This window comes from Pseudomonas sp. SLBN-26, assembly GCF_006715895.1.
In the GTDB taxonomy this organism is placed as follows: domain Bacteria; phylum Pseudomonadota; class Gammaproteobacteria; order Pseudomonadales; family Pseudomonadaceae; genus Metapseudomonas; species Metapseudomonas otitidis.
The window spans coordinates 5,698,776-5,723,909 of record NZ_VFOB01000001.1; the positions used below are offsets into that span (position 1 = coordinate 5,698,776).

At 69.7% G+C, this 25,134-nt stretch carries 19 protein-coding genes; 13 read left to right on the forward strand and 6 right to left on the reverse strand.

Translation table 11 applies throughout. From position 1 onward, the window contains the following. Positions 1–11 precede the first annotated feature (11 nt). Entirely contained in the window at positions 12–800 is a 789-nt protein-coding gene (locus tag FBY21_RS26450; RefSeq protein WP_142015153.1) for a helix-turn-helix transcriptional regulator, read from the reverse strand. 150 nt (positions 801–950) lie between these two features. On the opposite strand from FBY21_RS26450, the gene FBY21_RS26455 reads away from it, so the two are divergent. Both FBY21_RS26455 and FBY21_RS26460 read left to right on the forward strand, forming a co-directional pair. Continuing rightward, positions 951–1,766 (forward strand): carbon-nitrogen hydrolase family protein, encoded by an 816-nt coding sequence (locus FBY21_RS26455; RefSeq protein ID WP_142015157.1) that lies wholly within the window; start codon positions 951–953, stop codon positions 1,764–1,766. Between the two features lie 115 nt (positions 1,767–1,881). Next, positions 1,882–3,204: an APC family permease gene (locus tag FBY21_RS26460; protein WP_044400153.1), complete on the forward strand. Its 1,323-nt coding sequence runs from the start codon at positions 1,882–1,884 to the stop codon at positions 3,202–3,204. A 326-nt stretch (positions 3,205–3,530) separates the two neighbouring features. Here FBY21_RS26460 and FBY21_RS26465 read toward each other — a convergent pair whose 3' ends face one another. Together FBY21_RS26465 and FBY21_RS26470 are read right to left on the reverse strand one after the other, a co-directional pair. After that, positions 3,531–4,916: an MFS transporter gene (locus FBY21_RS26465; protein WP_142015159.1), complete on the reverse strand. Its 1,386-nt coding sequence runs from the start codon at positions 4,914–4,916 to the stop codon at positions 3,531–3,533. Positions 4,917–5,067: 151 nt separating this feature from the next. Beyond that, positions 5,068–5,982, reverse strand: a complete 915-nt coding sequence (locus FBY21_RS26470) for a LysR family transcriptional regulator (RefSeq protein ID WP_142015162.1) — start codon at positions 5,980–5,982, stop codon at positions 5,068–5,070. Between the two features lie 113 nt (positions 5,983–6,095). Between FBY21_RS26470 and FBY21_RS26475 the strand changes: the two genes are divergently transcribed. Genes FBY21_RS26475 through FBY21_RS26500 form a run of 6 tightly spaced genes read left to right on the forward strand, consistent with a single transcriptional unit; the run spans position 6,096 to position 13,905 of the window. Next, positions 6,096–7,820, forward strand: coding sequence for an acyl-CoA dehydrogenase family protein (locus tag FBY21_RS26475; protein WP_142015166.1), 1,725 nt, complete (start codon positions 6,096–6,098; stop codon positions 7,818–7,820). Between the two features lie 16 nt (positions 7,821–7,836). Next, positions 7,837–9,033: a CaiB/BaiF CoA transferase family protein gene (locus FBY21_RS26480; RefSeq protein ID WP_142015169.1), complete on the forward strand. Its 1,197-nt coding sequence runs from the start codon at positions 7,837–7,839 to the stop codon at positions 9,031–9,033. Between the two features lie 36 nt (positions 9,034–9,069). Next, on the forward strand, positions 9,070–9,870 hold the full coding sequence (locus FBY21_RS26485; protein WP_142015172.1) for an enoyl-CoA hydratase-related protein: 801 nt from the start codon (positions 9,070–9,072) through the stop codon (positions 9,868–9,870). Next, complete coding sequence (locus tag FBY21_RS26490) at positions 9,867–11,396, forward strand: 3-hydroxyacyl-CoA dehydrogenase (RefSeq protein WP_142015177.1); 1,530 nt, start codon at positions 9,867–9,869, stop codon at positions 11,394–11,396. Before FBY21_RS26485 ends, FBY21_RS26490 begins: the two co-directional genes overlap by 4 nt. Then, positions 11,396–12,598, forward strand: a complete 1,203-nt coding sequence (locus tag FBY21_RS26495; protein ID WP_142015180.1) for a 3-oxoadipyl-CoA thiolase — start codon at positions 11,396–11,398, stop codon at positions 12,596–12,598. Before FBY21_RS26490 ends, FBY21_RS26495 begins: the two co-directional genes overlap by 1 nt. A gap of 47 nt (positions 12,599–12,645) precedes the next feature. Next, a complete protein-coding gene (locus FBY21_RS26500) occupies positions 12,646–13,905 on the forward strand; it encodes an OprD family porin (RefSeq protein ID WP_142015184.1) in 1,260 nt (419 codons plus the stop codon). A gap of 289 nt (positions 13,906–14,194) precedes the next feature. Here the strand turns inward: FBY21_RS26500 and metR are convergent, their stop codons facing one another. Next, positions 14,195–15,112, reverse strand: coding sequence for a transcriptional regulator MetR (gene metR / locus FBY21_RS26505; protein WP_074973385.1), 918 nt, complete (start codon positions 15,110–15,112; stop codon positions 14,195–14,197). Between the two features lie 147 nt (positions 15,113–15,259). Between metR and FBY21_RS26510 the strand changes: the two genes are divergently transcribed. The 5 genes from FBY21_RS26510 to FBY21_RS26530 all read left to right on the forward strand — a co-directional run bounded on the left by FBY21_RS26510 (position 15,260) and on the right by FBY21_RS26530 (position 21,980). Next, positions 15,260–16,147 carry a LysR substrate-binding domain-containing protein gene (locus FBY21_RS26510; RefSeq protein WP_142015188.1) on the forward strand — a complete coding sequence of 296 codons (888 nt, stop codon included), beginning with the start codon at positions 15,260–15,262 and terminating at the stop codon, positions 16,145–16,147. Positions 16,148–16,242: 95 nt separating this feature from the next. Continuing rightward, a complete protein-coding gene (aguA, locus tag FBY21_RS26515; RefSeq protein ID WP_107330844.1) occupies positions 16,243–17,352 on the forward strand; it encodes an agmatine deiminase in 1,110 nt (369 codons plus the stop codon). Between the two features lie 10 nt (positions 17,353–17,362). Further along, a complete protein-coding gene (locus FBY21_RS26520) occupies positions 17,363–18,448 on the forward strand; it encodes an extracellular solute-binding protein (RefSeq protein WP_044414447.1) in 1,086 nt (361 codons plus the stop codon). 109 nt (positions 18,449–18,557) lie between these two features. After that, positions 18,558–20,843 carry a 5-methyltetrahydropteroyltriglutamate--homocysteine S-methyltransferase gene (gene metE, locus FBY21_RS26525; RefSeq protein ID WP_142015191.1) on the forward strand — a complete coding sequence of 762 codons (2,286 nt, stop codon included), beginning with the start codon at positions 18,558–18,560 and terminating at the stop codon, positions 20,841–20,843. 141 nt (positions 20,844–20,984) lie between these two features. Further along, positions 20,985–21,980, forward strand: a complete 996-nt coding sequence (locus FBY21_RS26530; RefSeq protein WP_044414444.1) for an alpha/beta fold hydrolase — start codon at positions 20,985–20,987, stop codon at positions 21,978–21,980. 704 nt (positions 21,981–22,684) lie between these two features. Here FBY21_RS26530 and glpD read toward each other — a convergent pair. Together glpD and FBY21_RS26540 are read right to left on the reverse strand one after the other, a co-directional pair. Then, positions 22,685–24,211 carry a glycerol-3-phosphate dehydrogenase gene (glpD, locus tag FBY21_RS26535; RefSeq protein ID WP_074973396.1) on the reverse strand — a complete coding sequence of 509 codons (1,527 nt, stop codon included), beginning with the start codon at positions 24,209–24,211 and terminating at the stop codon, positions 22,685–22,687. 126 nt (positions 24,212–24,337) lie between these two features. After that, on the reverse strand, positions 24,338–25,096 hold the full coding sequence (locus FBY21_RS26540; protein ID WP_044414439.1) for a DeoR/GlpR family DNA-binding transcription regulator: 759 nt from the start codon (positions 25,094–25,096) through the stop codon (positions 24,338–24,340). Positions 25,097–25,134 lie beyond the last annotated feature (38 nt).

The window sequence follows — 25,134 nt, forward strand, 5'->3', positions numbered from 1 at the left end:
GCCCCTGCGGTCTACCCCCGCTGCGCCTTGAGGAACAGCGAGAACAGCTCCGACTGCGACTTGATCCCGAGCTTGGCGTAGATGTGCTTGCGGTGGACCTTCACCGTCTCCGCCGAGATGGCCAGCTTGCGCGCCACTTCCTTGCTGGAGCAGCCGCTGAGCATCAGCCGGGCGACCTCCAGCTCGCGGGCGGTGAGGGCGCTTTCCACCTGCTGGCCCACCTGTTCCAGCTGCACCGCCCAGTTCGGCGCCGGTTGCGGGGTGCTGGCCAGGCGTTCGGCCTCGAAGGCCAGGCGCTGACGCATCAGCCCCACCACCCAGGGTTCCACCAGGCTCAACAGCGCGATCTGCTCGGGGGTGAAGGCCTGGCGCGAACCAAGGGACAGGCACAGGGTGCGCCCGCCCTCCAGCGGCACGTTGAACTGCAGCTCGTCGGTCACCACGTTGAGTCGGTGATAGCGCTGGTAGTAGTCGGTCTGCTCGAAGCATTCCGGCGCCACGTCGGCCAGGCGCAGCAGGCCGCCACGGTTGCTTTCGCGGCTGTGGATGTAGAAGGGGTCCAGCAGGTAGAGGCCGTCCAGGTAGTCCTGGAACAGCAGATCCGGCTCGCCGTCCTCGCCCGGGCATTCGGCGAACACCAGGGGCCGGCCTTCGCTGAACAGTAGCGCCACCCAGCTGTCGTGGGGCACGTACTGGCCGAGGGTGCGCACCAGCGCCACCCAGAAACCCGGGGCGTCCAGCGACTCGATCAGTTGCCCCACCGAGCGGTGCCAGGCGATGTCCTGCAGGCTCAACGTCATGCTTCTACCCCTGATGGGTTACCACGCGGGCGTGATTTCACCGAAGGCGCCGGGGGTTCCATACTGCGCGAACACCGGGACCGACGCAGCGCGCATTCTGACCGTTTTGCGCCAGCAGGTCTCGCGCAACGACAAGAATCAGGAGTGCCCATGAAGGTCGAACTCGTCCAGCTCACCGGTCGTGACGGCGATACCGCCCACAACCTCGCCGCTGCCCTGGAAGCCATCGCCGCCTGCGCCGCCGACACCGACCTGGTGGTGTTCCCGGAGACCCACCTGATGGGCTTCCCCAACGCCGAGAACATCGCCGCCGTCGCCGAACCGCTGGATGGCCCCACCGTCCAGGCCGTACAGCGCGCCGCCCGCGAGCGCAACGTCGCCGTGGCCATCGGTGTGGCCGAGAACGACGCCGGCACCTACTACAACACCACGCTGCTGATCACCCCCGAAGGCATCGCCCTGACGTACCGCAAGACCCACCTGTGGGCCTCCGACCGCGGCATCTTCACCCCCGGCGACCGCTACGCCACCTGCCTGTACAAGGGCGTGCGCGTGGGCCTGCTGATCTGCTTCGACATCGAGTTCCCCGAGAGCGCCCGAGCCCTTGGGCAGCTCGGCGCCGAGCTGATCATCGTCACCAACGGCAACATGGACCCCTACGGCCCCACCCACCGCACCGCCATCATGGGCCGCGCCATGGAGAACCAGGCCTTCGCCGTGATGGTGAACCGCGTGGGTGAGGGTGACGGCGGGCTGGTGTTCGCCGGTGGCAGCGCCGTGGTCGACCCCTTCGGCCACCTGCTGCTGGAAGCCGGGCGCGAGCCGTGCCGGCAGGTCATCGAACTGGACCTGGCCCAGCTCGCCGCCGCCCGCAGCGACTACCGCTACCTCGACGAACGCCGCATGCACCTGCCCGGCCGGCTGGTCGAGCACGAGGGCGGCCTGCGCGAGTGGCTGATTCCCTGAATCACGATCTGACGGGCGCCTGCAGGGCGCCCGCCTGGCCGCCCGTTCGAGGCGGTCGCTCCACCTTCGCCGACTTCGGCTCTGCCATAACAACCAACAATTCGGAGTAGCAGTAATGGCTCGTCTTCAGCGCACCCTGTCGCTGGGGTCCGTGGTGCTGTTCGGCATCGCGTACATGACCCCGATCATCGTCCTCGGCACCTTCGGCATCCTCGCCGACGTCACCCAGGGCCTGGTGCCCGCCGCCTACGTGGCGGCGTCCCTGGCCATGCTGTTCACCGCGCTGAGCTACGCGCGGATGGCCGCCGCCTTCCCGGTGGCCGGCTCGGCCTACACCTACGTGCGCAAATCCATCAGCCCCAAGCTGGGCTTCCTCGCCGGCTGGGCGGTGCTGCTGGACTATCTGTTCCTGCCCATGGCCATCTGGCTGATCGGCGCGGCCTACCTGCACTCGGCCTTCCCCGACGTGCCCCAGGCGCTCTGGGTGCTGGCCTTCATCGGCGTCACCACGGCCATCAACGTGGTCGGGCTGAAGCTGGCCAAGACCGTCAACGGTGCGCTGATGCTGGTGCAGTTCCTGGTGCTGCTGGCCTTCGTCGCGCTCTGCGTGCACTACGTGCTGGGCGATGCCAGCAAGCCGCTGTGGTCCCTGGCGCCCTTCGTCGGCGAGGGCCTGAACCTGCCGCTGGTGATGAGCGGCGCGGCCATCGCCTGCTACTCGTTCCTCGGCTTCGATGCGGTGAGCACCCTCACCGAAGAGACCCGCGACCCGCGCCGGACCATTCCCAGGGCGATCCTGCTGATCACCCTGATCGGCGGGCTGATCTTCATCGCCACCTCCTACTTCGTGCAGCTGGCGCACCCGTCCATCGAGTTCCAGAGCGCGGACTCGGCGGCCTACGAGATCGCCCGCAACATCGGTGGCGATGTGTTCGTCTCGGTGTTCCTCATCGGCCTGATCGTCGGCCAGTTCACCTCGGGCCTCTCCGCACAGGCCAGCGCCTCGCGCCTGCTGTTCGCCATGGGCCGCGACGGCGTGCTGCCTCAGTCCCTGTTCGGCCGCCTCAGCGAGCGCTTCGGCACCCCGGTGGGCAGCATCGTGCTGTGCGGCGTGGTGGCCCTGCTGGCGCTGAAGATGGACGTGACCACCTCCACCTCCTTCATCAACTTCGGCGCCTTCCTGGCCTTCAGCCTGGTGAACCTGTCGGTGATCTTCCACTACTGGCTGCGCAGCGATCAGCGCGGCCCGCGCGAGGCGCTGCTGTTCGTGGTCTGCCCGCTGATCGGCATGGTCTCCACCCTGTGGCTGATGATCAGCCTCGACCACCTGGCGATCATCCTCGGCCTCTCCTGGCTGGCCCTGGGTGTGATCTACCTCGCCTGGCTCACTGGCGGCTTCCGCCGCCAGCCGCCGGAGCTGCACTTCGAAGAGGCTTGAGGTCAGCTGCTGCGGGTGACGCTGAGGGGGGGCTGAAGCCCACCTTACGCGCGGATGTCCGGGTTACCGCAGCGGAGCGGCTTTGGGTGGGCGCGAATTCATTCGCGAAAGCAGGCCGGAGGGCTGCCTGTCGGTTCCTGGCCGCTGGGGAGTCCATCGCGAATGAATTCGCTCCCCACAGGCTGGGATGCCGCATGTGGCCCGTAGGAGCGAGCTCTGCTCGCGAAGCCTTTGGCGGTGCTGTGCACTGCTTGGCGACTGAAGTCGCCCCTACAGGTGCGGTGCCGGGCCCTACCCGCGCGCAGGCACGCGGGTAGGGGAGAGGGTCAGGCCGGGTGGGTCTGGCCGAGGGGGGCGCCTTTGCGCTGGCGGGGCGGGGTGTCGGCTTCCGAGGGGCCGTCGTCCCGTTCGGCGGCGGACAGCTCGCTGGCGCGGTGCCCGGTGATGCGCAGCAGGGCCAGGGTGCACACCAAAGACACTACCGCGTAGAGCGCCGAGGCGATGGCCACGCCGACGATGCTGCCGGTGGAGTTGAGGATCCACTGGGCCAGCAGCGGGGTGCCACCGCCCACCAGCAGGGAGCACAACTGGTAGGCCAGCGACAGGCCGGAGTAGCGCACCCGGGTGGGGAAGGCGCGGGCCAGGATGCCGCCGATGGCACCGTAGAACATGGCGTGGGGGATGGTCGCCAGGCACATGCCGACGGCGGCGATCCAGTACACGTTGGTCTCCACGGCGAAGAACATCGCCGGCATCAGGATGAACTCCGGCAGCACCATGATCGCCACCGCCTTGCGCATGTCGATGCGGGTGGTCAGCAGCGCGCCGAGGGGCTGGCTGATGAACTGCACCACCAGCGCGATGACGATGATGCTGAGGAAGGTGCTCTGGCTGTAGCCCAGGGTCTTGGTGGCCCAGGACAGGGCGAAGGTGCTCTTGAAGTAGGTGACGTGGATCACCGGCAGCGTCCCCGCGCCCAGCAGCACCACCAGCCAGTGTTTGCGCAGCACTTCGAGGATCGGCAGCTTGGCGGTCTTCTTCTCGCGCATCAGCCGCTGCATGTCCGCCGACTCTTCCAGGGTCAGGCGGATCACCATGCCGACGATCACCAGCGCCGCCGAAAGCAGGAAGGGAATGCGCCAGCCCCACTGCAGGAAGTCCGGCATGGGCAGGCTGCTGAGGGCGAAGAAGGCCAGGGTCGCCAGCAGGTTGCCGGTGGGCGAACCCTGCTGGGCGAAGGCGGCGTAGAGGATGCCCTTGCCCTTGGGCGCGCTCTCGCTGGCGATGAGGATGGCGCCACCCCACTCGCCGCCGACGGCGATGCCCTGCAGCACCCGCAGGCACACCAGCGTCACCGGTGCCCAGACGCCGATCTGCGCATAGGTGGGCAGCAGGCCGATGCCGGTGGTGGCCAGGCCCATCATCACCAGCGTGATGACCAGGGTGGTCTTGCGGCCGATGCGGTCGCCCAGGTGGCCGAAGATGATGCCGCCCAGGGGCCGGGCGATGAAGCCGGACCAGAGCGTGGCGAAGGACAGCAGGGTGGCGACGCCCGGGTCCATGTCGGCGGGGAAGAACACCTTGCCGAACACCAGCGCGGCGGCCAGGCCGTAGATGTAGAAGTCGTACCACTCGATGGTGGTGCCGATGAAGGAGGCGATGCCGGCCTTGCGGGCCTTGCGATGCTGCTCCTGGAGGGAGGTCGTGTGCATGGAGTCCACCTGTCTTGTTCTTGTTGTCGGATGCGCGCCGGCGTGCCCGGCCAGCAGGGCTGGCGAGCAGGGTGGCGAAACGCGCACGGCTTTGGACTCGAGTCGAGCCGGAGTCTAGGAGGGGCCCCGGCAAATCAATAGTCGTTTGTTCTTATGGCGTGATAAGCGGAGTCGTATCGCCTTCGCCCGCTGTCGCCGCGCGGAGCACATCGAGGAACAGCCGTGCGGCGCGGGGCGGATTCTCCTCCATCAGCAGGGCATGGATTTCCGACGGCCCGCCGGGTTGCTCGATGCTCACGCAGCTCACCTGGGGGCTCCAGGCGCGGCACAGCGGTTCGGGCAGCAGGGCCACGCCCATGTCGTGGGCGACCATGGCCACGATGGTTTGCCACAGGCGCGCCTCGTGGCGGATCTGTGGGCTGAAGCCGGCCCCCACGCAGCGGGCGATGATCAGGTCGTGGTAATGCGGCGACACGTTTCGCGGAAAGAGGATGAAGGGCTCGTCGCGCAGTTCCGACAGGTCCACCCGCTCGCGGCCGGCAAGCCGGTGGTTCGGCGGCAGGCAGCAGAGGAAGGGGTCGGCCCGCAGCCGCTCGGACACCAGTCCCGCCGGCACGATGCCCCGGTGGGCGAGGCCGACGTCGATCTGCCCGCGCAGCAGCGCCTGGGGCTGCTCGGCGCTGTTCATCTCCTGCAGCACCACCTCCTGGCCCGGGTGCTCGGCCTCGAAACGGCGCACCGCCGCCGGCAGGCCCTGGTAGAGCATGGAACTGACGAACCCCACCCGCACGCGGCCGAGTGCGCCCTGGGCCGAGCGCAGGGTCAGGCGCCGTGCCTGCTCGGCCTGCAGCAGCAGGTTGCGGGCTTCGTCCAGCAGCACCTGGCCTGCCGGGGTCAGGGCCACCGACTTGTTGGTGCGCAGCAGCAACTGCACGCCGAGCTGTTCCTCCAGCTTCTTGATGTCGAAGGACAGGGCCGGCTGGGAGATGAACAGCCGCGCCGCGGCGCGGCCGAAATGCAGTTCCTCGGCCACGGCGACGAAGTTGCGGAGCTGCCTGAGATCCATGGAATGGGCGCCTTCTACGATATTTTTTACTTATCGTAGGTGCTTTTATTTGTATTGGATACTTATCGAACGGGTTCCTAGGCTCGCTCCACAACAACAAAAGGAGAGCCGCCATGAATGCCCCGCTCGACCCCTCCGCACTCGATGACCTGAACATCCCCGACAGCCACGGCCTCAACCTTTTCGGCTGCGACCCGGAGCTGGCGCGCCTGCTCGCGCTGTACCTGCCGGACGCGGTCTGCCGGGCCTGGCTGCCCACGCTGGAGCGCCTCGGCGCCCGCGCCGGTGGCGAGCTGGACACCCTGGCGCTCTCGGCGGACAAGAACCCGCCGGTGCTGGCCAGCCGCACCCGGCGCGGCGAGGACCGCCAGCGCATCCTCAAGCACCCCGACTACGTGGCCCTGGAGCGGGTGGCCTACGCCGAGCTGGGCCTGGCCTCCATGAGCCACGTGGCCGACGGCCCGCCGCCGCTGGTCAAGTACGCGCTGACCTACCTGTTCGTGCAGGCCGAGTTCGGCCTCTGCTGCCCGGTGAGCATGACCGACTCCCTCACCCGCACCCTGCGCAAGTACGGCGCCCCGGAGCTGGTGGAGCGCTACCTGCCGAGCCTCACCTCGCGGGACTTCGACAGCCTCTACCAGGGCGCCATGTTCATGACCGAGCAGGCCGCCGGTTCCGACGTGGCGCGCACCCGCACCGTGGCGCGGCAGAAGGACGGGGCCTGGACCCTGCACGGCGACAAGTGGTTCTGCTCCAACCCCGACGCCGACCTCGCCATGGTGCTCGCCCGGCCCGAGGACGCCCCCGAGGGCATGGCCGGGGTCAGCCTGTTCCTGCTGCCCAAGCACCGGCCCGATGGCAGCCGCAACGCTTACCGCATCGTGCGCTTGAAGGACAAGCTCGGCACCCGCTCCATGGCCAGCGGCGAGATCACCCTGGAAGGCGCCACCGCCTACCTGATCGGCGAGGTGGGGCGCGGCTTCCAGCAGATGGCCGACATGGTCAACATGTCGCGCCTGTCCAACGGCGTGCGGGCCGCCGGGCTGATGCGCCGGGGGCTCAACGAGGCGCTGTTCGTCGCCCGCCAGCGCCAGGCCTTCGGCAAGCGCCTGGTGGACATGCCGCTGATGCAGCGCCAATTGCTCAAGCTGATGCTGCCCGCCGAGCAGGCGCGTTCCCTGTTCATGCAGATCGCCACCCTGCTGCCCCATGCCGATGCCGGTGACCGCGAGGCGCAGCAGTGCGTGCGCATCCTCACTCCGCTGATCAAGTTCCGCGCCTGCCGTGATGCCCGCCGTGCCACCGGCGACGCCATGGAGGTGCGCGGCGGCGTCGGCTACATCGAGGAATGGAGCGACGCCCGCCTGGTGCGCGACGCCCACCTGGGCTCGATCTGGGAGGGCACCAGCAACATCGTGGCGCTGGACATCGCCCGCGCCGTGACCCGCGAAGGCGCCCTGGAGCCCCTGGCCCGCCACCTGCGCGGCCTGCTCGACGAGGCAGCCCTGCCTGCCGCCGCCGATGCGCTGCTGCGCAGCAGCCTGGACAAGGCCGTCGCGCTGATGGCCGAGGTCGCCGAAGCCCGCCGCCACCAGCAGGTGCGCCAGGCCGGCAGCGCGCTCTACCACGTCGCCACGGCCATCGCCCTGGCCTGGGAAGGCGCGCACCTGGCTCCCAACCACCGGCGCCTGGCCCTGGCCCTGCTGGTGCTGCGCCACCGCGTGCTGCCCCGCGACCCGCTGGCGGCCGAGGCGGATGCCGGCGATGCGCTGCTGCCGGCCCTGCTGGCCGAAGGCCCGCTGAGCCTGGACGACGCCCTGCGCCTGCTGCCCCACTGATCGCGGAGCCCTGACCATGACCACAACGACAGCCCCTCGGGGCGCCTTGCACGGCATCCGCGTTCTCGACCTCAGCCGCGTCCTGGGCGGCCCCTACTGCTCCCAGGCCCTGGCCGACCACGGCGCCGAGGTGATCAAGCTGGAACCCCCGGCCGGTGACGAGACCCGGGGCTGGGGCCCGCCCTTCGAGGGCGACACCGCTTCTTATTTCCGTGGCATCAACCGCAACAAGAAGGGGCTGGTGGTGGACCTCGCCCAGCCCGAGGGCCGCCAGCTGCTGCTGCGCCTGCTGGAAGACGCTGACGTGCTGCTGGAGAACTTCAAGCCCGGCACCCTGGAGCGCTGGGGCCTGGGCTACGAAGCGGTGCTGGCCGAGCGCTTCCCCCGGTTGATCCACTGCGCGGTCTCCGGCTTCGGCGCCGACGGCCCCCTCGGCGGGCTGCCCGGCTACGACGCGGCGATCCAGGCCATGGCCGGGCTGATGAGCGTGAACGGCGAGGCCGACGGCGGGCCGCTGCGGGTCGGCCTGCCGGTGGTGGACATGGTCACCGGGCTCAACGCCCTGGCCGGCATCCTCCTCGCGTTGCACGAGCGGCAGCGCAGCGGGCGCGGGCAGTCCGTGGACATCACCCTCTACGACTGCGGCCTGTCGCTCCTGCACCCGCACCTGCCCAACTACTTCGGCTCGGGCCGGGTGACCCCGCGCAGCGGCAACGCCCACCCCAACATCGCCCCCTACGACAGCTACCGAACCGGCGGCGAGCCGATCTTCCTCGCCGTGGGCAACGACCGGCAGTTCGCCCGGCTCTGCGAGCACCTGGGCGCCGAGGCCCTGCTGGACGACCCGCGCTTCGCCGACAACGGCAGCCGCTCGGTGCACCGCCAGGCCCTCAAGCAGGCTCTGGAGCACCACCTGGCCGGGCACGACGGCCGGGCACTGGCCGAGGCGCTGATCCACCTCGGGGTGCCCTGTGGTGCGGTGTCCAGCGTAGACCAGGCCGTGGCCCACCCCCACACCACCCACCGGCGCATGCGGGTGGAGATGGGTGACTACCAGGGCATCGCCTCGCCGGTGAAGCTCTCCCGCACGCCGGCCCATTACCACAGCCCCCCGCCCGGGCTCGGCGAGCACAGCCGCGCGGTGCTCGCCGACCTCGGGCTGGATGCCAGCGCCGTGGAGGCGCTGATCCAGCGCGGCATCGTCCGCGGCTGAGCCTTCCTTTCCCTCCCAGCAGTTCTGGAGATCGTCATGACGGTTCGCGATGCGACCCTTTGCCCGCCGCCGCCCTCGCTGCGGCTCGAACACCCCCTGCCCGGCGTTGCCGTGCTGACCCTGGACCGGCCCGCCGTGCGCAACGCCCTCGACCTGGCCCTGCGCCAGGCCATCGCCACGGCCGTACAGCAGCTCGACGAGGACCCCGCCGTGCGGGTCATCGTCATCACCGGCGGTGAGCGCGTGTTCGCCGCCGGGGCCGACCTCGGCGAACTGGTGGAGGCCAGCCCGCTGCAGGTGCAGCAGCGCCGCGTCGAGCGCTACTGGCAGGCCCTGGCGGACTGCCGCAAACCGCTGATCGCCGCCGTCAACGGCCTGGCCCTGGGCGGTGGCTGCGAACTGGCGCTGCATGCCGACCTGATCATCGCCGGCAGCAGCGCCCGCTTCGGCCAGCCGGAGGTGCGCCTGGGGATCATGCCCGGCGCCGGCGGCACCCAGCGCCTGGTGCGCGCAGTGGGCAAGTACCAGGCCCTGCGCCTGCTGTTCACTGGCTGCCTGGTGGAGGCCCGCGAAGCCCTGGCCATGGGCCTGGTCAGCGAGGTGGCGGAGGGCGACGCCTTACCCCGCGCGCTGGCGCTGGCCGAGGAGATCGCCGGCCTGCCACCCCTGGCCCTGGCGCAGATCAAGGCGGTGGTCAACGCCGGCGCCGACCTGCCCCTGGAGCAGGCGCTGCTGCTGGAGCGCCAGGCCTTCCAGCTGCTGTTCGACAGCCATGACCAGAAGGAGGGCATGCGCGCCTTCCTCGACAAGCGCCAGCCGGAGTACCACGGACGATGAACGCCGAGACCCTCTTTCCCCGCATCGGCCTGGTGGGCTGCGGCGCCATGGGCCAGGGCATCGCTCAACTGGTGGCCTGCTCGGGGCGGGACGTTCACCTGTTCGACACGCGCCTGGGCGCGGCGCGGGATGCCTGCGAGCGCATCGCCTACGAACTGGCCCGCCAAGTGGAGCGTGGACGCCTCGACGCTCAGCGGGCGGCGGAGGCCATGGAGCGCCTGCACCCGGTGGACAGCCTGGAGGCGCTGGCGGAGTGCACCCTGGTGGTGGAGGCCATCGTCGAGGACCTGGCCGCCAAGCAGACGCTGTTCCGCCAGCTGGAAGGGCTGCTGGACGCCCGCGCGCTGATCGTCAGCAACACCTCCTCGCTGTCGATCACCGCCATCGCCGCCGCCTGCCGTGACCCGGGGCGGGTGGCCGGGCTGCACTTCTTCAACCCCGTGCCGCGCATGCGTCTGGTGGAAGTGGTGCCAGGGCTGATGACCCGCAAAACGGTGGTCGAACGGCTGATGGCGCTGGTGCACGACCTCGGCCACCAGCCGGTAAGGGTGCAGGACGCCCCCGGCTTCCTGGTCAACCATGCCGGCCGCGCCTACGGCACCGAGGCCCTGCGCATCCTCGCCGAGGGCGTGGCCACGCCGGAGCAGGTGGATGCCCTGCTGCGCGACGGCGCCGGGTTCCCCATGGGGCCCTTCGAGCTGATGGACCTGGTGGGGCTCGACGTCAGCGTCCCGGTGATGGAGTCCATCTACCACCAGTACTACGAAGAGCCGCGCTACCGCCCCCATCCCCTGGCCCGCCAGCGCCTGGCCGCCGGCCACCTGGGGCGCAAGAGCGGCCGTGGCTTCCATGTCTACCCCCGGCCGCAGCCGGTGCCTCCGCCGTTGCCGGCGCGGGTGGCGCTGCCGCCGGTGTGGCTGGCTGCCGACGACCCGCAGCTGGAGGCTGAGTGCGGCACCTGGCTGGCCGGGCTGGGTGTGGTGCTGGAAAGCGGCCAAGCGCCCTCTGCCGAGGCCCTGTGCCTGCTGGCGCCCCTGGGCGATGACGCCACCCAGGCCGCCCTGCGCTTCGGGGTCGACCCGGTGCGCACGGTGGCGTTCGACAGCCTGGCCGAGCACGCGGCGCACCGCTGCCTGATGCCGACCCCGGTCACCGAGGCGCGTTACCGCGACGCCGCCTGTGCCCTGCTCGGCGCCGATGGCGCGCGGGTGACGCTGATTGGCGACAGCGCCGGTTTCGTGGTCCAGCGGACCCTGGCCGGCATCGTCAATCTGGCCTGCGACATCGCCCAGCAGCGCATCGCCGCACCGGCGGACATCGACCTCGCCGTGCGCCTCGGCCTCGGTTACCCCCATGGCCCGCTGGCCTGGGGCGACCGCCTCGGCCCGGCGCGGGTGCTGCGTGTCCTCGAACGGTTGCACGCCCTCAGCGGCGACCCGCGCTACCGCCCCAGCCCCTGGCTGCGCCGCCGCGCCCAGCTGGGCCTGTCCCTGCTTCACCAAGAGCCCAGCCGAGGAGAACCCTGATGCTCGATGCCTACCTCTACGACGGCCTGCGCACCCCGTTCGGCCGCTACGGCGGGGTGCTGTCCGGCGTTCGCCCCGATGACCTGGCGGGCGCCTTGATGCCGGCGCTGCTGGCGCGCAGCGGCGTACCGGCCCAGGCCCTGGAGGACGTCATCCTCGGTTGCACCAACCAGGCCGGCGAGGACAGCCGCAACGTGGCGCGCAACGCCCTGCTGGCAGCCGGCCTGCCCTGGCAGGTGCCCGGGCAGACGGTCAACCGCCTCTGCGCCAGCGGCCTGGCGGCGGTGATCGACGCTGCCCGGGCGATCACCGCCGGCGAGGGCGAGCTGTACCTGGCCGGCGGGGTGGAGAGCATGTCCCGCGCGCCCTTCGTCCTGGGCAAGGCCGAAGGCGCCTTCAGCCGTCGGCTGGAGGTGCACGACAGCACCATCGGCGCGCGCTTCGCCAACCCCCGGCTGGTGTCGACCCACGGCGGCCACAGCATGCCGCAGACCGCCGACCTGCTGGCCCGGGAGATGGGCATCGAGCGCGACGCCGCCGACCGGTTTGCCCTGGCCTCCCAGGCGCGTTACCAGGCGGCCCTGGCTGCCGGTTTCTTCGACGACGAGATCGCCCCCGTGACGCTGCCGGGCCGCCGTGGGGCGCCGCCCCGTGACGTGCTGCGGGACGAGCACCCGCGGGGCGACACCACCCTCGAACAGCTCGCCACCCTGGCGCCGCTGGAGCCGGGTGGCGTGGTCACCGCCGGCAACGCCTCGGGGGTCAACGACGGCGCCGCCCTGTTGCTGCTGGGCAGCCGCGCGGCAGGCGAGCGCTACGGCCTGCGGCCGCTGGCACGGGTGCTGGCCAGCGCCAGCGTCGGGGTCGAGCCACGGATCATGGGCATCGGCCCGCACCCGGCGATCCTCAAGGCCCTGCAGCGGGCCGGCCTGGGCCTGGCGGACCTGGACCTCATCGAGATCAACGAAGCCTTCGCCGTGCAGGTCCTGGCCTGCCTGAAGGCCCTGGGCCTGGCCGCCGACGATCCCCGGGTCAACCCTCGGGGCGGGGCCATCGCCCTCGGCCATCCCCTGGGCGCGTCCGGTGCGCGGCTGGCCCTGACCGCCGCCCGTGCTTTGCAGCAACACGACCAGCGTTACGCCGTGGTGAGCCTTTGCGTCGGGCTGGGGCAGGGCGTGGCGATGGTCCTGGAGCGCGCCTGAGCGCCCCGTCTTCGGGGCCCCCGGCGGGCCCCGCCTTGGAGAGCACCATGCACAACAACAAGAAACGTACCCACTGCCTTTCAATCACCGTGCTGCTCGTCGGCGCCAGCGGCCTGGCCCAGGGCGCCGAGGGCTTCGTCGAGGGGAGCAGCGCCAGCCTGCAGCTGCGCAACTTCTACATGAACCGCGACTTCCGCGAGGGGCACGGCGTGTCGCGCGCGGAGGAGTGGGCCCAGGGCTTCCTGCTGGACTATCGCTCCGGGTCCACCGAGGGCACCGTCGGCGTCGGCCTGGACCTCGTCGGTCGCCTGGGGCTGAAGCTGGATTCCGGCGGCGGCCGCGACGGCACCGGCCTGCTGCCCAGTGGCGACAGCGGCAAGGCCGCCGACCGCTACGGCCGTCTGGACCCGACCCTCAAGTTGCGGGCCTCCCGCAGCGAATTGCGCCTGGGGGCGCTGGTGCCCAAGCTACCGACCCTGCAGCCCAACAACGGCCGGCTGTTTCCCCAGACCTTCCATGGCGGCCTGCTCAGTGCACGGGAGCTGGAGGGTTTCACCTTCACCCTGGCGCGGCTCGATGACGTCAGCCAGCGCAACGAGGGCGGGCGCAGCGACCTGGCCCTGTTCAACCGCAACAAACGCTTCGCCGCCGCGCCCCGTGCCGGTCACCTGGACCTGGCCGGGGTGGACTGGGAAGCCGCGCCGGGCTGGGTGCTGAGCTACCACCACGGCAGCCTGGAACAGGTCTACCGCCAGGACTTCCTTGGCCTGCGCGGCCAGGTGCCGGTGGGCGGCGACCGCCTGGAGCTGGACCTGCGCCTGTTCGACAGCCGCGACGCCGGCACCGGCTGGCGCCGCGAGATCGACAACCGCGCCCTCGGCGCGCTGTTCACCTACCGCCGCCAGGACGGCCACGCCCTGGGCCTGGGGCTGCAGCGCATGAACGGCGACACCGCATTCCCCTACGTGCACGGGGCGGATGCGTACCTGGTGAACTTCGGCCAGTACAACGACTTCTCCGAACGTGGCGAGCGCTCCTGGCAACTGCGCTACGACTACGACTTCGCCGCCCTCGGCCTGCCCGGCCTGAGCCTGATGACCCGCTACTTCAAGGGCTGGGACGGGCGCCTGGGCAACGGCCGCGCAGTGGACGAATGGGAGCGCGACACCGACCTCAAGTACGTGATCCAGAGCGGCCCGCTCAAGGACCTGGGGCTGGCCTGGCGCAACGCCGTGTACCGCACCAGCGAAGGCCGCGACGTGGACGAGAACCGGGTGATCCTCAGCTACAGCCTGGCGTTGTTCTAGCGCACGTAGCCCGGGCTTCAGCCCGGGAGCGGGGCGGGATCTTTCCCGGACTGAAGTCCGGGCTACTGCATGCGTTGGGTGGATGTCGTTTTTTACGTCCAGCAGCAGTGCGGCGGGTGGCTCCGATGGTGGGCTGAAGCCCACCCTGCGGGCGGGTTACCGCAGTGGGGCGGCTTTGGGTGGAGGTTTGCCCGCAGGAGCGAGCTCTGCTCGCGAAGCCCTTGGCGGCGCTGCGCACCGCTGGGCGACTGAAGTCGCCCCTACAGGGAGGGTGTCGGTTGGGTGCGCATCAACGTGCGGCGCTGACGCCTTCGAGGGTGGCGAAGGAGGTGTCCTTGGCGGTGAGGAGGAAGTCGCGCATGAATGGGGCGTCGAGCATGTCGGCGCGGATGGCGGCGTGCAGGGTGGCGTACAGGCCCTTGTCGCCCAGGCGCTTGGCGGTGACGTAGCCCCGCGAGCTGTACTCGTGCAGCGCCCAGTTGGGCAGGCAGCACACGCCGCGGCCGCTGGCCACCAGCTGCATCATCATCACCGTCAGCTCGGCCGTGCGGATCTGCGCGGGCTCGACGTCGGCCGGTTCGAGGAAGCGGGTGAACACGTCCAGGCGGTCGCGCTCCACCGGGTAGGTGATCAGGGTTTCGCTCTCCAGGTCCTCGGGCACCACGTAGGGTTTGCCCGCCAGCGGGTGCTGGTTGGCCACGGCCAGCAGTGCCTCGTAGGTGAACAGCGGCACGTAGCTGATGCCCGGCAGTTCGATGGGGTCGGCGGTCACCACCAGGTCCAGGTCGCCCCGGGCCAGGGCCGGCAGCGGGGCGAAGGAGAAGCCCGAGGCCAGGTCCAGCTCGACTTCCGGCCAGGCGTCACGGAACTGGTCGATGGTGGGCATCAGCCACTGGAAGCAGCTGTGGCACTCGATGGCCATGTGCAGGCGCCCGGCGGTGCCACCGGCCAGGCGCGCCAGGTCGCGTTCGGCGGCGCGCATCTGCGGCAGCAGGCTGTCGGCCAGTTGCAGCAGGCGCAGGCCGGCGCTGGTGAAGCGCACCGGCTTGGTCTTGCGGATGAACAGGGGCAGGCCGAGGCGCTCCTCCAGCTCCTTGAACTGGTGGGAGAGGGCCGACTGGGTGAGGTGCAGGCGCTCGGCGGCCTCCACCAGGCTGTCGGCCTCGCGCAGGGCATGCAGGGTCTTGAGGTGGCGTACTTCGAGCATGCGTGTGCTCCCGTCCATGAATGGAACTGGTGAAGAATCGAAGGGCCATGAGTTTCCTTCATCCATCGTGTGGGTGTCGAGCGGCGCCCTTGTCGCAGCCTGTGGCTTGCGCCAGCATGCGCCGTCCGTTTCCGGGAGCCTTCTGCCATGCGTCGCCTGCCTTCGCTCACCGCCTTGCGCACCTTCGAGGCGGCCGCGCGCCATGCGCATTTCGGCCGTGCGGCCCAGGAACTGTGTGTCACCGACAGCGCGGTGAGCCACCAGATCCGCCAGCTGGAGGAGCAGCTCGGGGTGACGCTGTTCGAGCGCGAGGGGCGCCAGGTTCGCCCCAGTGCGCCGGCGCGGCGCCTGTTGCACAGCCTGCAGCAGGCCTTCGAGCTGATCCTCGATGCCTGCGACGAGCTGCGCGACCCCGGTTCCCAGGCCCAGCTGCGGGTGGCGGTGACCACCGAGCTGGCGCAGAAGTGGCTGGTGGGGCGGCTGGCGGATTTTGCCGAGCGCCACCCGCAGATCACCCTTCACCTGCACGAGCAGCCTTTGGAGGCGCAGCTGCCCGGTGCGGAGATGGACCTGGCGATCATCTACGGCACCGGTCCGGAGGACGCCAGCGGCTACTTCGTGCGGCCGCTGCCGACCCTGCAGTTCTTCCCGGTGTGCAGCCCGGGCCTGTTCAACCAGTCGCCCCTCAAGCACCCCCGCGACCTGGCGCGCCACTGCCTGCTGCACGACGACCAGGACGGCAAGACCTGGAACGCCTGGCTGGCCACCCACGCCGCCGACCTGCGTCCGGCCCGGCACCTGTACCTGGGCCACGCGGGGCTGACCATGGAGGCGGCGGCGCGGGGCCAGGGGGTTGCCATCGGCGACAACCTCACCAGCGCCGAGGACCTGGCCAGCGGCCGGCTGGTGCGGCCGTTCGCGGCCCAGGTGCCGTCTCTCGGGCAGTACGCGCTGGTGTGCGAGCGCCTGCGGCTGGACAAGCCGGCAGTGGCGCAATTCGTCGATTGGTTCACTGATCAGTTGGCAGATATGTGAATTGAATTCATGGGTTAAGCGAAAAAGGTCATTGGTCGCCGCCGCGTCGGCGCGGGTACTGTCGGGGCATTCCCATCCCCCACGAGGACCTGAACATGGCACGTACCCTGACTTCCCTGCCCAAGGCCGACGGCTTCCGCCTGCCCGGTGAATTCGAACCCAAGGCCCGCTGCTGGCTCGGCTGGCCGGAGCGCCCGGACGTGTGGCGCAACGGCGCCAAGCCGGCGCAGAAGGTCTGGGTGCAGATCGTCAGCGCCATCGCCAGCAGCGAGCCGGTCACCGTCTGCGCCTCGGCAGCGCAATACGCCAACGCCCGCCGCCTGCTGCCCGAGCACGTGCGGGTGGTGGAGATGACCTGCAACGACACCTGGTTCCGCGACAGCGGCCCGGCCTTCCTGGTCAACGACGCCACCGGCGAGGTGCGTGGCGTGGACTTCGAGTTCAACGCCTACGGCGGCCTCGATGGCGGCCTCTACTACCCCTGGGACAAGGACGACCAGATCGCCCAGAAGATCCTCGAGATCGAGGGCTACGACCGTTACCGCGCCCCCTTCATCGCCGAGATGGGCGGTATCCAGAGCGACGGCCAGGGCACCGTGCTGACCACCGAGCAATGCCTGCTCAACCGCAACCGCAACGCCCACCTGGGCAAGACGGAAATGACCGGGCGCCTGTGCGACTACCTGGGCGCCGACCAGGTCATCTGGCTGCCCCGTGGCTGCAAGTTCGACGAGACCGATGGCCACATCGACGACCTGGCCTGCTTCGTGCGCCCCGGCGTGGTGGTGATGCAGTGGACCGACGACCGCAGCGACCCGCAGTGGGAGATCTACCAGGAGGCCTACGACATCCTGCGCAGTACCCGTGACGCTCGTGGTCGCGCGCTAGAGGTGCACAAGCTCCCGCAACCGCGCGTGCTGGAGTGGACGGCGGAGGAAGCCGAGGGGCTGGACCAGGTGGACGGCACCCACCTGCGCGAGGCCGGCACCCGCATCTGTGCGTCGTACATCAACTACTACGCCGGCAACTCGGCCATCGTGCTGCCGCTGTTCAACGACCCGTGCGACGTGGTCGCCCAGGCCACCCTGGCGGAGCTGTTCCCGCAGCACCGCATCCTCGGCATCGGTTTCTCCCGCGAGATCCTCCTGGGGGGCGGCAACGTCGCCTGCATCACCATGCCGCAATACGCCGCGCGGCAGCGCTAGGAGGCTCACCATGCGCTCGCTCGCAGCCGCACTCCTGCTCGGCCTGGGCCTGTGTGCCCAGGCCGAGGACGCGCCCCGGCAGGTCAACCTGTTCATCTGGGGCGAGTACATGGCACCGGATACCCTCTCGCGCTTCCAGGCCGAGACGGGCATCCGCGTGGTGGCCGACCACTTCGACTCCCTGGAGGCGATGGAGACCAAGCTGCTCACCGGCCACAGCGGCTACGACCTGGTGCTGACCGCCGGCCAGCACCTGCAGCGGGCGATCCGCAGCGGCGCCATCCAGCCGCTGGACAAGGGCGCGCTGCCGAACTTCGCCGGGCTGGGGGATGAATTCGTCCAGCACATGGCCGCCTTCGACCCGGGCAACCGCTACGCCGGGCTCTACGCCTGGGGCACCACCGGCTTCGGCTACCAGGAGGAGGCCATCCGCACACGCATGGCCGATGCCCCGGTGGACAGCTGGGCGATGCTGATGGACCCGGCGGTGGTGGCGCGCTTCGCCGACTGCGGGGTGAGCCTGCTGGACGACCCCAACGAGGTGTTCGGCGCGGCCATGCGCTACCTCGGCCTGGACATCAACCGCCAGAACCTGGACGACCTGAAGAAGGCCGCCGAGCACCTGGCGACGATCCGCCCCTCGATCCGCTACTTCGCCAACGACCGCAACATCAACGACCTGGCCAACGGCAACACTTGCCTGGCGATGGCCTGGAACGGCAACGCCACGGTGGCCGCCAGCCAGGCGACCCAGGCCGGCAAGCCGTACCACATCCGCTATTCGATTCCGCGGGAGGGCGCGCAGATCTGGTTCGATGCGATGGTCATCCCGGCGGATGCACCGCACCCCCGCGAGGGGCTGGCGCTGATGGACTTCCTCATGCGGCCGGACGTGATCGGCCCGATCACCAACAGCATCGGCTACGCCAACGCGGTGACGGCGGCCTCGGCCACGGTGGACCCGGCGATCCTCGCCGACCCCGGCACCTACCCGCCGGCCGAGGTGCGCGCCCGGCTGTATACCAAGAACGACAACGGCTCGGCCTTCAACCGCGCCCTGACCCGGGCCTTCACGCGCTTCAAGTCGGGCACCTGAGTGCTCGGTTTTGTATGAGCGTTTCTTGAGTTGAAAGAGAATTTTATGAGTTTGTCTCATGTTCTGTGGGTGCCCAGAATGCCCGGCATTCACAGACAAGGAGACAGACATGGTCCGGGTACATTCCCTCGGCTTTCCCCGCATTGGTCGCGATCGCGAGCTGAAGAAGGCCCTTGAAGCCCATTGGAAGGGCGAGCTGGACGAAGCCGGCCTGCGCGACGTGGGCCGCACCCTGCGCGCCGAGCACTGGCGCCTGCAGGCCGAGGCGGGCATCGAACTGCTGCCGGTGGGCGACTTTGCCTGGTACGACCAGGTGCTCACCCATTCCCTGATGGTCGGCGCGGTGCCGGAGCGCTTCCGCCCGGCCGACGGTCGCGCCACCCTGGCGACCCTGTTCGCCATGGCCCGTGGCGTGGGGGCTGGCTGCTGCGGCGGACACGCCCAGGAGCTGACCAAGTGGTTCGACAGCAACTACCACTACCTGGTCCCCGAATTCAGCGCCGGCCAGACCTTCCACCTCGGTTGGGAACAGCTCTTCGAGGAGGTCGACGAAGCCTTGGCGCTGGGCCACGCCGTGAAGCCGGTGGTGCTCGGTCCGCTGACCTACCTCTGGCTGGGCAAGGCCAAGGGCGGCGCCTTCGACCGCCTGGACCTGCTGGAGCAACTGCTGCCGGTGTACGGCGAGATCTTCCAGCGCCTGGCCGAGCAGGGCGTGGAGTGGGTGCAGATCGACGAGCCGATCCTCGCCCTGGACCTGCCCCAGGACTGGCGCACCGCCTTCGAGCGGGCCTACAACCTGCTGCAGCGCGAGCCGCTGCGCAAACTGGTGGCCACCTATTTCGGCGGCCTGGAGGACAACCTCGGGCTGGCCGCCAGCCTGCCGGTGGACGGCCTGCACATCGACCTGGTGCGCGCCCCCGAGCAGTACCCGACCATCCTCGACCGGTTGCCGGCCTACAAGGTGCTGTCCCTCGGCGTGGTGAACGGCCGCAACGTCTGGCGCTGCGACCTGGACCGCGCGCTGGAGGTGCTGCGTCACGCCCATGAGCGCCTGGGGGATCGGCTGTGGGTCGGGCCTTCCTGCTCGCTGTTGCACTGCCCGGTGGACCTGGCCCGTGAGGATCGCCTGGACGCCGAGGTGAAGGGCTGGCTCGCCTTTGCCGTGCAGAAGTGCGCCGAACTGGCGCTGCTGGCCCGCGCCCTGCGCGAACCGGAGCACCCCGAGGTGCTCACCGCCCTGGCTACAAACCGCGAAGCGTTGGCGGCCCGTGCGGCCAGCACTCGCATCCACAAGCCCGAGGTGGCGGCGCGCCTGGCGGCCATCCGCCCGCAGGACAGCCAGCGCCAGTCGCCCTTCGAGCAGCGCATCGTCCGCCAGCGCGAGCGCCTGGGCTTGCCGGCGTTCCCCACCACCACCATAGGCTCCTTCCCGCAGACGGCTTCCATCCGCCTGGCACGCCAGGCCTACCGCCAGGGCAGCCTGTCGGCGGCGGCCTACACCGAGGCCATGCAGGCCGAGATCCGCCACGCGGTGGAGGTGCAGGAGCGCCTCGGGCTGGACGTGCTGGTGCACGGCGAGGCGGAGCGCAACGACATGGTGGAGTACTTCGCCGAGCAGTTGGACGGGTACGTGTTCAGCCGTTTCGGCTGGGTGCAGAGCTACGGCTCGCGCTGCGTGAAGCCGGCGATCATCATCGGCGACCTGTCGCGCCCGGCGCCGATGACGGTGGAGTGGATCCGCTATGCCCAGGGCCTGACCGGCAAGTGGATGAAGGGCATGCTCACCGGGCCGGTGACCATGCTGATGTGGTCCTTCCCCCGCGAGGACGTGCCCCGCGAGGTGCAGGCGCGCCAGTTGGCGCTTGCCATCCGCGACGAGGTACAGGACCTGGAGGCGGCGGGCATCCGCATCGTGCAGATCGACGAGGCGGCCTTCCGCGAGGGGCTGCCCCTGCGCCACAGCGGCTGGGCCCATTACCTGGAGTGGGCCACCGAGGCCTTCCGCCTGGCGGCCAGCGGGGTGCGCGACGACACGCAGATCCACACCCACATGTGCTACAGCGAGTTCAACGATGTGATCGAGTCCATCGCGGCGATGGACGCGGACGTCATCACCATCGAGACCTCCCGTTCGGACATGGAGCTGCTGCAGGCCTTCGAGGCCTTCGCCTACCCCAACGAGATCGGTCCGGGGGTCTACGACATCCACTCGCCCCGGGTGCCGGACACCGCCGAGATGGTCAAGCTGATGCGCAAGGCGGCACGGCGCATCGACCCGCAGCGTCTGTGGGTCAACCCCGACTGCGGCCTGAAGACCCGTGGCTGGCCCGAGGCCGAGGCGGCGCTGGTGAACATGGTGGCCGCGGCGCGGCAGCTGAGGGCGGAGTTAGCCTGACGCCCCTCCGGGTATCAGGCGAGGAGGGCGCCATGACCGTTGGGCGCCCTTCATCAAACTGTCACGGTTCTGTGGCAGAGCGCACGACGGGAATTCATCAGAATCGCGCTTCACTGGGGTTCTGCATTCCGGATTTCCACCATGCGCCTGTTCATTCTTCTCGTCGCCCTGCTGGGCGGCCTGCCAGCCTTTGCCGCTGCGCGCTGCGACACCCACGTACCCACCGAGACGGTGGCGCTGGGGGACGTGCGCCTGGCCTACCAGAGCATCGGTGATGCCGATGACCCGGCCCTGCTGCTGATCATGGGGCTGGGCGGACAGCTCATCCATTGGCCGGACGAGGTGGTGGCGGCGCTGTGCGAGCAGGGTTTTCGCGTCATCCGCTACGACAACCGGGATGTCGGCCTGTCCGCCTGGGCCCAGACGGCGCCCAGCGCGAACCTGACCTATGAGGTGATCCGCTACCGCCTGGGCTTCCCCGTGGAGGCGCCGTACAGCCTGCGGGACATGGCCGGCGATGCGCTGCACCTGATGGACGCCCTGAAGGTGCGCGAGGCTCATGTGCTCGGCGCCAGCATGGGCGGGATGATCGCCCAGCACCTGGCGGACATGGCCCCGGAGCGGGTGCTGAGCCTGACCCTGGTGATGACCAGTTCCGGCGCCCAGGGCCTGCCGGCGCCCAGCGATGCCTTGCTGGCGCTGCTGGCCCGCCGCGAGGCGCCGAACCGCCAGGTGGCGCTGGAACAGCAGGCCGACCTGTTGGCCGCCCTGGGCAGCCCGCAGGTGACCGATGACCGGGCGCAACTGCTGGAGCAGGCCGCGCGGGCCTATGACCGGGCGTTCAACCCCGAAGGTGTGCAGCGGCAGATGCTGGCGATCCTCGCCGAGCCGAGCCGGGTGGAACTGCTCAACCGCCTGCACGTGCCGACCCTGGTGGTGCACGGCACCGCCGACCCGCTGCTGCCGGTGATGCACGGGGTGCATGTGGCGGCACATATCAAGGGCGCGGAGCTGCGGTTGATCCCCGGCCTCGCCCATCGCTTCCAGGACGCCTTCAAGGAACCGCTGCTGGCCGCCGTGCTGCCGCACCTGATGGCCCACCGGCAGCCGGCGGACGGGCACTTCGCGCAGTTGTGAGTGCGCCGCCTGCATAGGCGCGAGCGCTGCTCGCGAAACCTCTGGCCTTTGTAGCCCGGGCTTCAGCCCGGGAGCGGTGTGGGGCTTCCCGGACTGAAGTCCGGGCTACGCCAGGTTCATTCATGGCGCTGTGCAGCCCCAGCGATGGGCTTCGCACAGCTCAGCCCATCCTACGGACGGAGCTGCCCGTAGGATGCGGTGGGCTCGGCGAACCGCATCGATCCGTCAGGCGAGATGTAGGCGCGGGCGTTGCTCGCGAAGCCTTTGGCCTTCGTAGCCCGGGCTTCAGCCCGGGAGCGGGTGGGGCTTCCCGGACTGAAGTCCGGGCTACGTCAGGTTCACTCATGGCGCTGTGCAGCCCCAGCGATGGGCTTCGCACAGCTCAGCCCATCCTACGGACGGAGCCGCCCGTAGGATGCGGTGAGCTCGGCGAACCGCATCGGTTCATGGCGGGGATGTAGGAGAGAGCGCTGCTCGCGAAGCCCTGACCTTCGTAGCCCGGGCTTCAGCCCGGGAGCGGCGTGGGGCCTCCCGGACTGAAGTCCGGGCTACGTCAGGTTCACTCGTGGCGCTTTGCCGCCCCAGCGATGGGCTTCGCACAGCTCAGCCCATCCTACGGACGGAGCCGCCGTAGGATGCGGTGAGCTCGGCGAACCGCATCGGTTCATGGCGGGGATGTAGGCGCGAGCGCTGCTCGCAAGGCTTCAGGCCGCGTCGGCCTGGGCGCGGTGGATCAGGTATTGGGCGAGGCGTTCCTGCTGGCCGGGGGTCATGAACAGCCCTTGCTTGGTGCGGCGCCAGAGGATGTCTTCGGCGTCTTGCGCCCATTCCTCGCGGCACAGGTAGTCCACTTCGCGGGCGTAGAGGCCGCCGCCCAGGTGTTCGCCCAGGTCGGTGAGGTTGGCGACCCCTTCCAGCAGTTTCCACACGCGGCTGCCGTAGGTGCCGGCCCAGCGCCGGGCCAGGCTGTTGGGCAGCCAGCCGTAGCGTTCGCACAGGGCTTCGGCCAGGGCCTCCTGGCTGTCCATGGACTCGCCGCCGGGGAGGGTGGCGGTGGCAGTCCAGCTGCCTCCCATGGTCGGGAAGAAGGGCGCGAGCTGCGCCAGGGCCGACTCGGCGAGCTTGCGGTAGGTGGTGAGCTTGCCGCCGAACACCGAGAGCAGCGGGGCTTCGCCTGGGTGGGCATCCAGCGCCAGGGTGTAGTCGCGGGTGACGGCGGACGGGTCGTCGGATTCGTCGTCGCACAGCGGGCGCACGCCGGAGTAGGTGCGCAGGATGTCGTCGGCGCTGATCTGCTTCTTGAAGTGCTGGTTGACCACGTCGAGCAGGTAGCGGGTTTCTTCCTCGGTGATGGCCACCTTCGCCGGGTCGCCCTGGTACTCGCGGTCGGTGGTGCCGATCAGGGTGAAACGCCCCAGGTAGGGGATGGCGAAGACGATGCGGCGGTCCTCGTTCTGCAGGATGTAGGCGTGCTCGCCCTCGTAGAGCTGGGGCACGACGATGTGGCTGCCCTGGATCAGGCGGATGCCGTAGGGCGACTTCTGCTTGAGGTCGTCCTTCAGCAGGCGGGCGACCCAGGGGCCGGCGGCGTTGACCAGTGCCCGGGAACGGATCGACAGCAGGGTGCCGTCGGCACGTTCCAGGTGGATGTGCCACAGGCCCTTGCTGCGCCGGGCGCTGACGCAGCGGGTGCGGCTGTGGATGTGGGCTCCGTGCTCGCGGGCGCTCATGGCGTTGAGCACCACCAGGCGCGCGTCGTCGACCCAGCAATCCGAATATTCGAAGCCACGGCTGATGCCGGCCTGCAGCGGGCTGCCGACGCCGAAGCGCAGACCACGGGAGCCGGGCAGCTTCTCGCGCTTGCCGAGGTGGTCGTAGAGGAACAGGCCGGCGCGGATCATCCATGCCGGGCGCAGGTGCGGGCGATGGGGCAGCACGAAACGCATCGGGCGGACGATGTGCGGCGCCTTGGCCAGCAGCACTTCGCGTTCGGCCAGGGCCTCGCGCACCAGGCGGAATTCGTAGTGTTCCAGGTAGCGCAGGCCGCCGTGGATGAGCTTGCTGCTGGCGGAGGAGGTGTGCTGGGCCAGGTCGTCGCGTTCGCAAAGGAACACCGACAGGCCGCGCCCGGCTGCATCGGCGGCGATGCCGACACCGTTGATGCCGCCGCCGATCACGGCCAGGTCATAGACTTCGGAGATGGGCGCGGAGCGCTTCGTCGAGGCGGGCATGGCAAGGCACCTGAATCGAAAGTGAACTTTGAATGTTCGTTTCCGAAAAATGCTAGACGAAGCGAAGGCGAATCGCCACCCCCGCCGAGCGGCCACGGCGGGATGGGCGACGAAAGGCAGGCGGGATCAGACCGGTTCGAGCTGGACCTTGTGCTCGGCCATCAGCCGGGCCAGGGCGGGGGAGGGGGCGTGGTCGGTGAACAGGCGGTCCACCAGGGCGATGGAGCCCATGCGCACCACGGCGTTGCGACCGAATTTGCTGGAGTCGGCGGCGAGGAACACCTGGCGGGCGTTGTCGATGATGGCCTGGGAGACGCGCACCTCCTGGTAGTCGAAGTCCAGCAGGCTGCCGTCCTCGTCGATGCCGCTGATGCCGACGATGGCGAAGTCGACCTTGAACTGGCGGATGAAGTCCACTGCCGAGGGGCCGACGATACCGCCGTCGCTGCGCACCGTGCCGCCGGCCACCAGCACTTCGAAATCGGGTCGGTCGGCGAGCTGGGCGGCGACGTGCAGGTTGTTGGTGATCACCTTCAGGCCCTTGTGCCCCATCAGTTCGCGGGCGATGGCTTCGGTGGTGGTGCCGATGTTGATGAACAGCGAGGCGTGGTCGGGGATCTGCGCCGCCACGGCTTCGGCGATGCGCTGCTTCTCGTCGCGCATCTGCCCGGCGCGCATGGCGTAGGCGGTGTTCTGGATGCTCGAGGCATCGGCGGCCGCGCCACCATGGGTGCGTCGCAGCAGGCCCTGTTCGGCGAGCTGGTTGATGTCGCGGCGGATGGTCTGCGGCGTCACCGCGAAGGCCTGGGCCAGTTCGTCGATGCTGACGTAGCCGCGTTCGCGGGCGAGGTCGAGGATGTTCTGTTGGCGGGGGGCCAGGGTCATGAACGGGGTCCCGGATTTTTGACGCGCATTATAGCGGC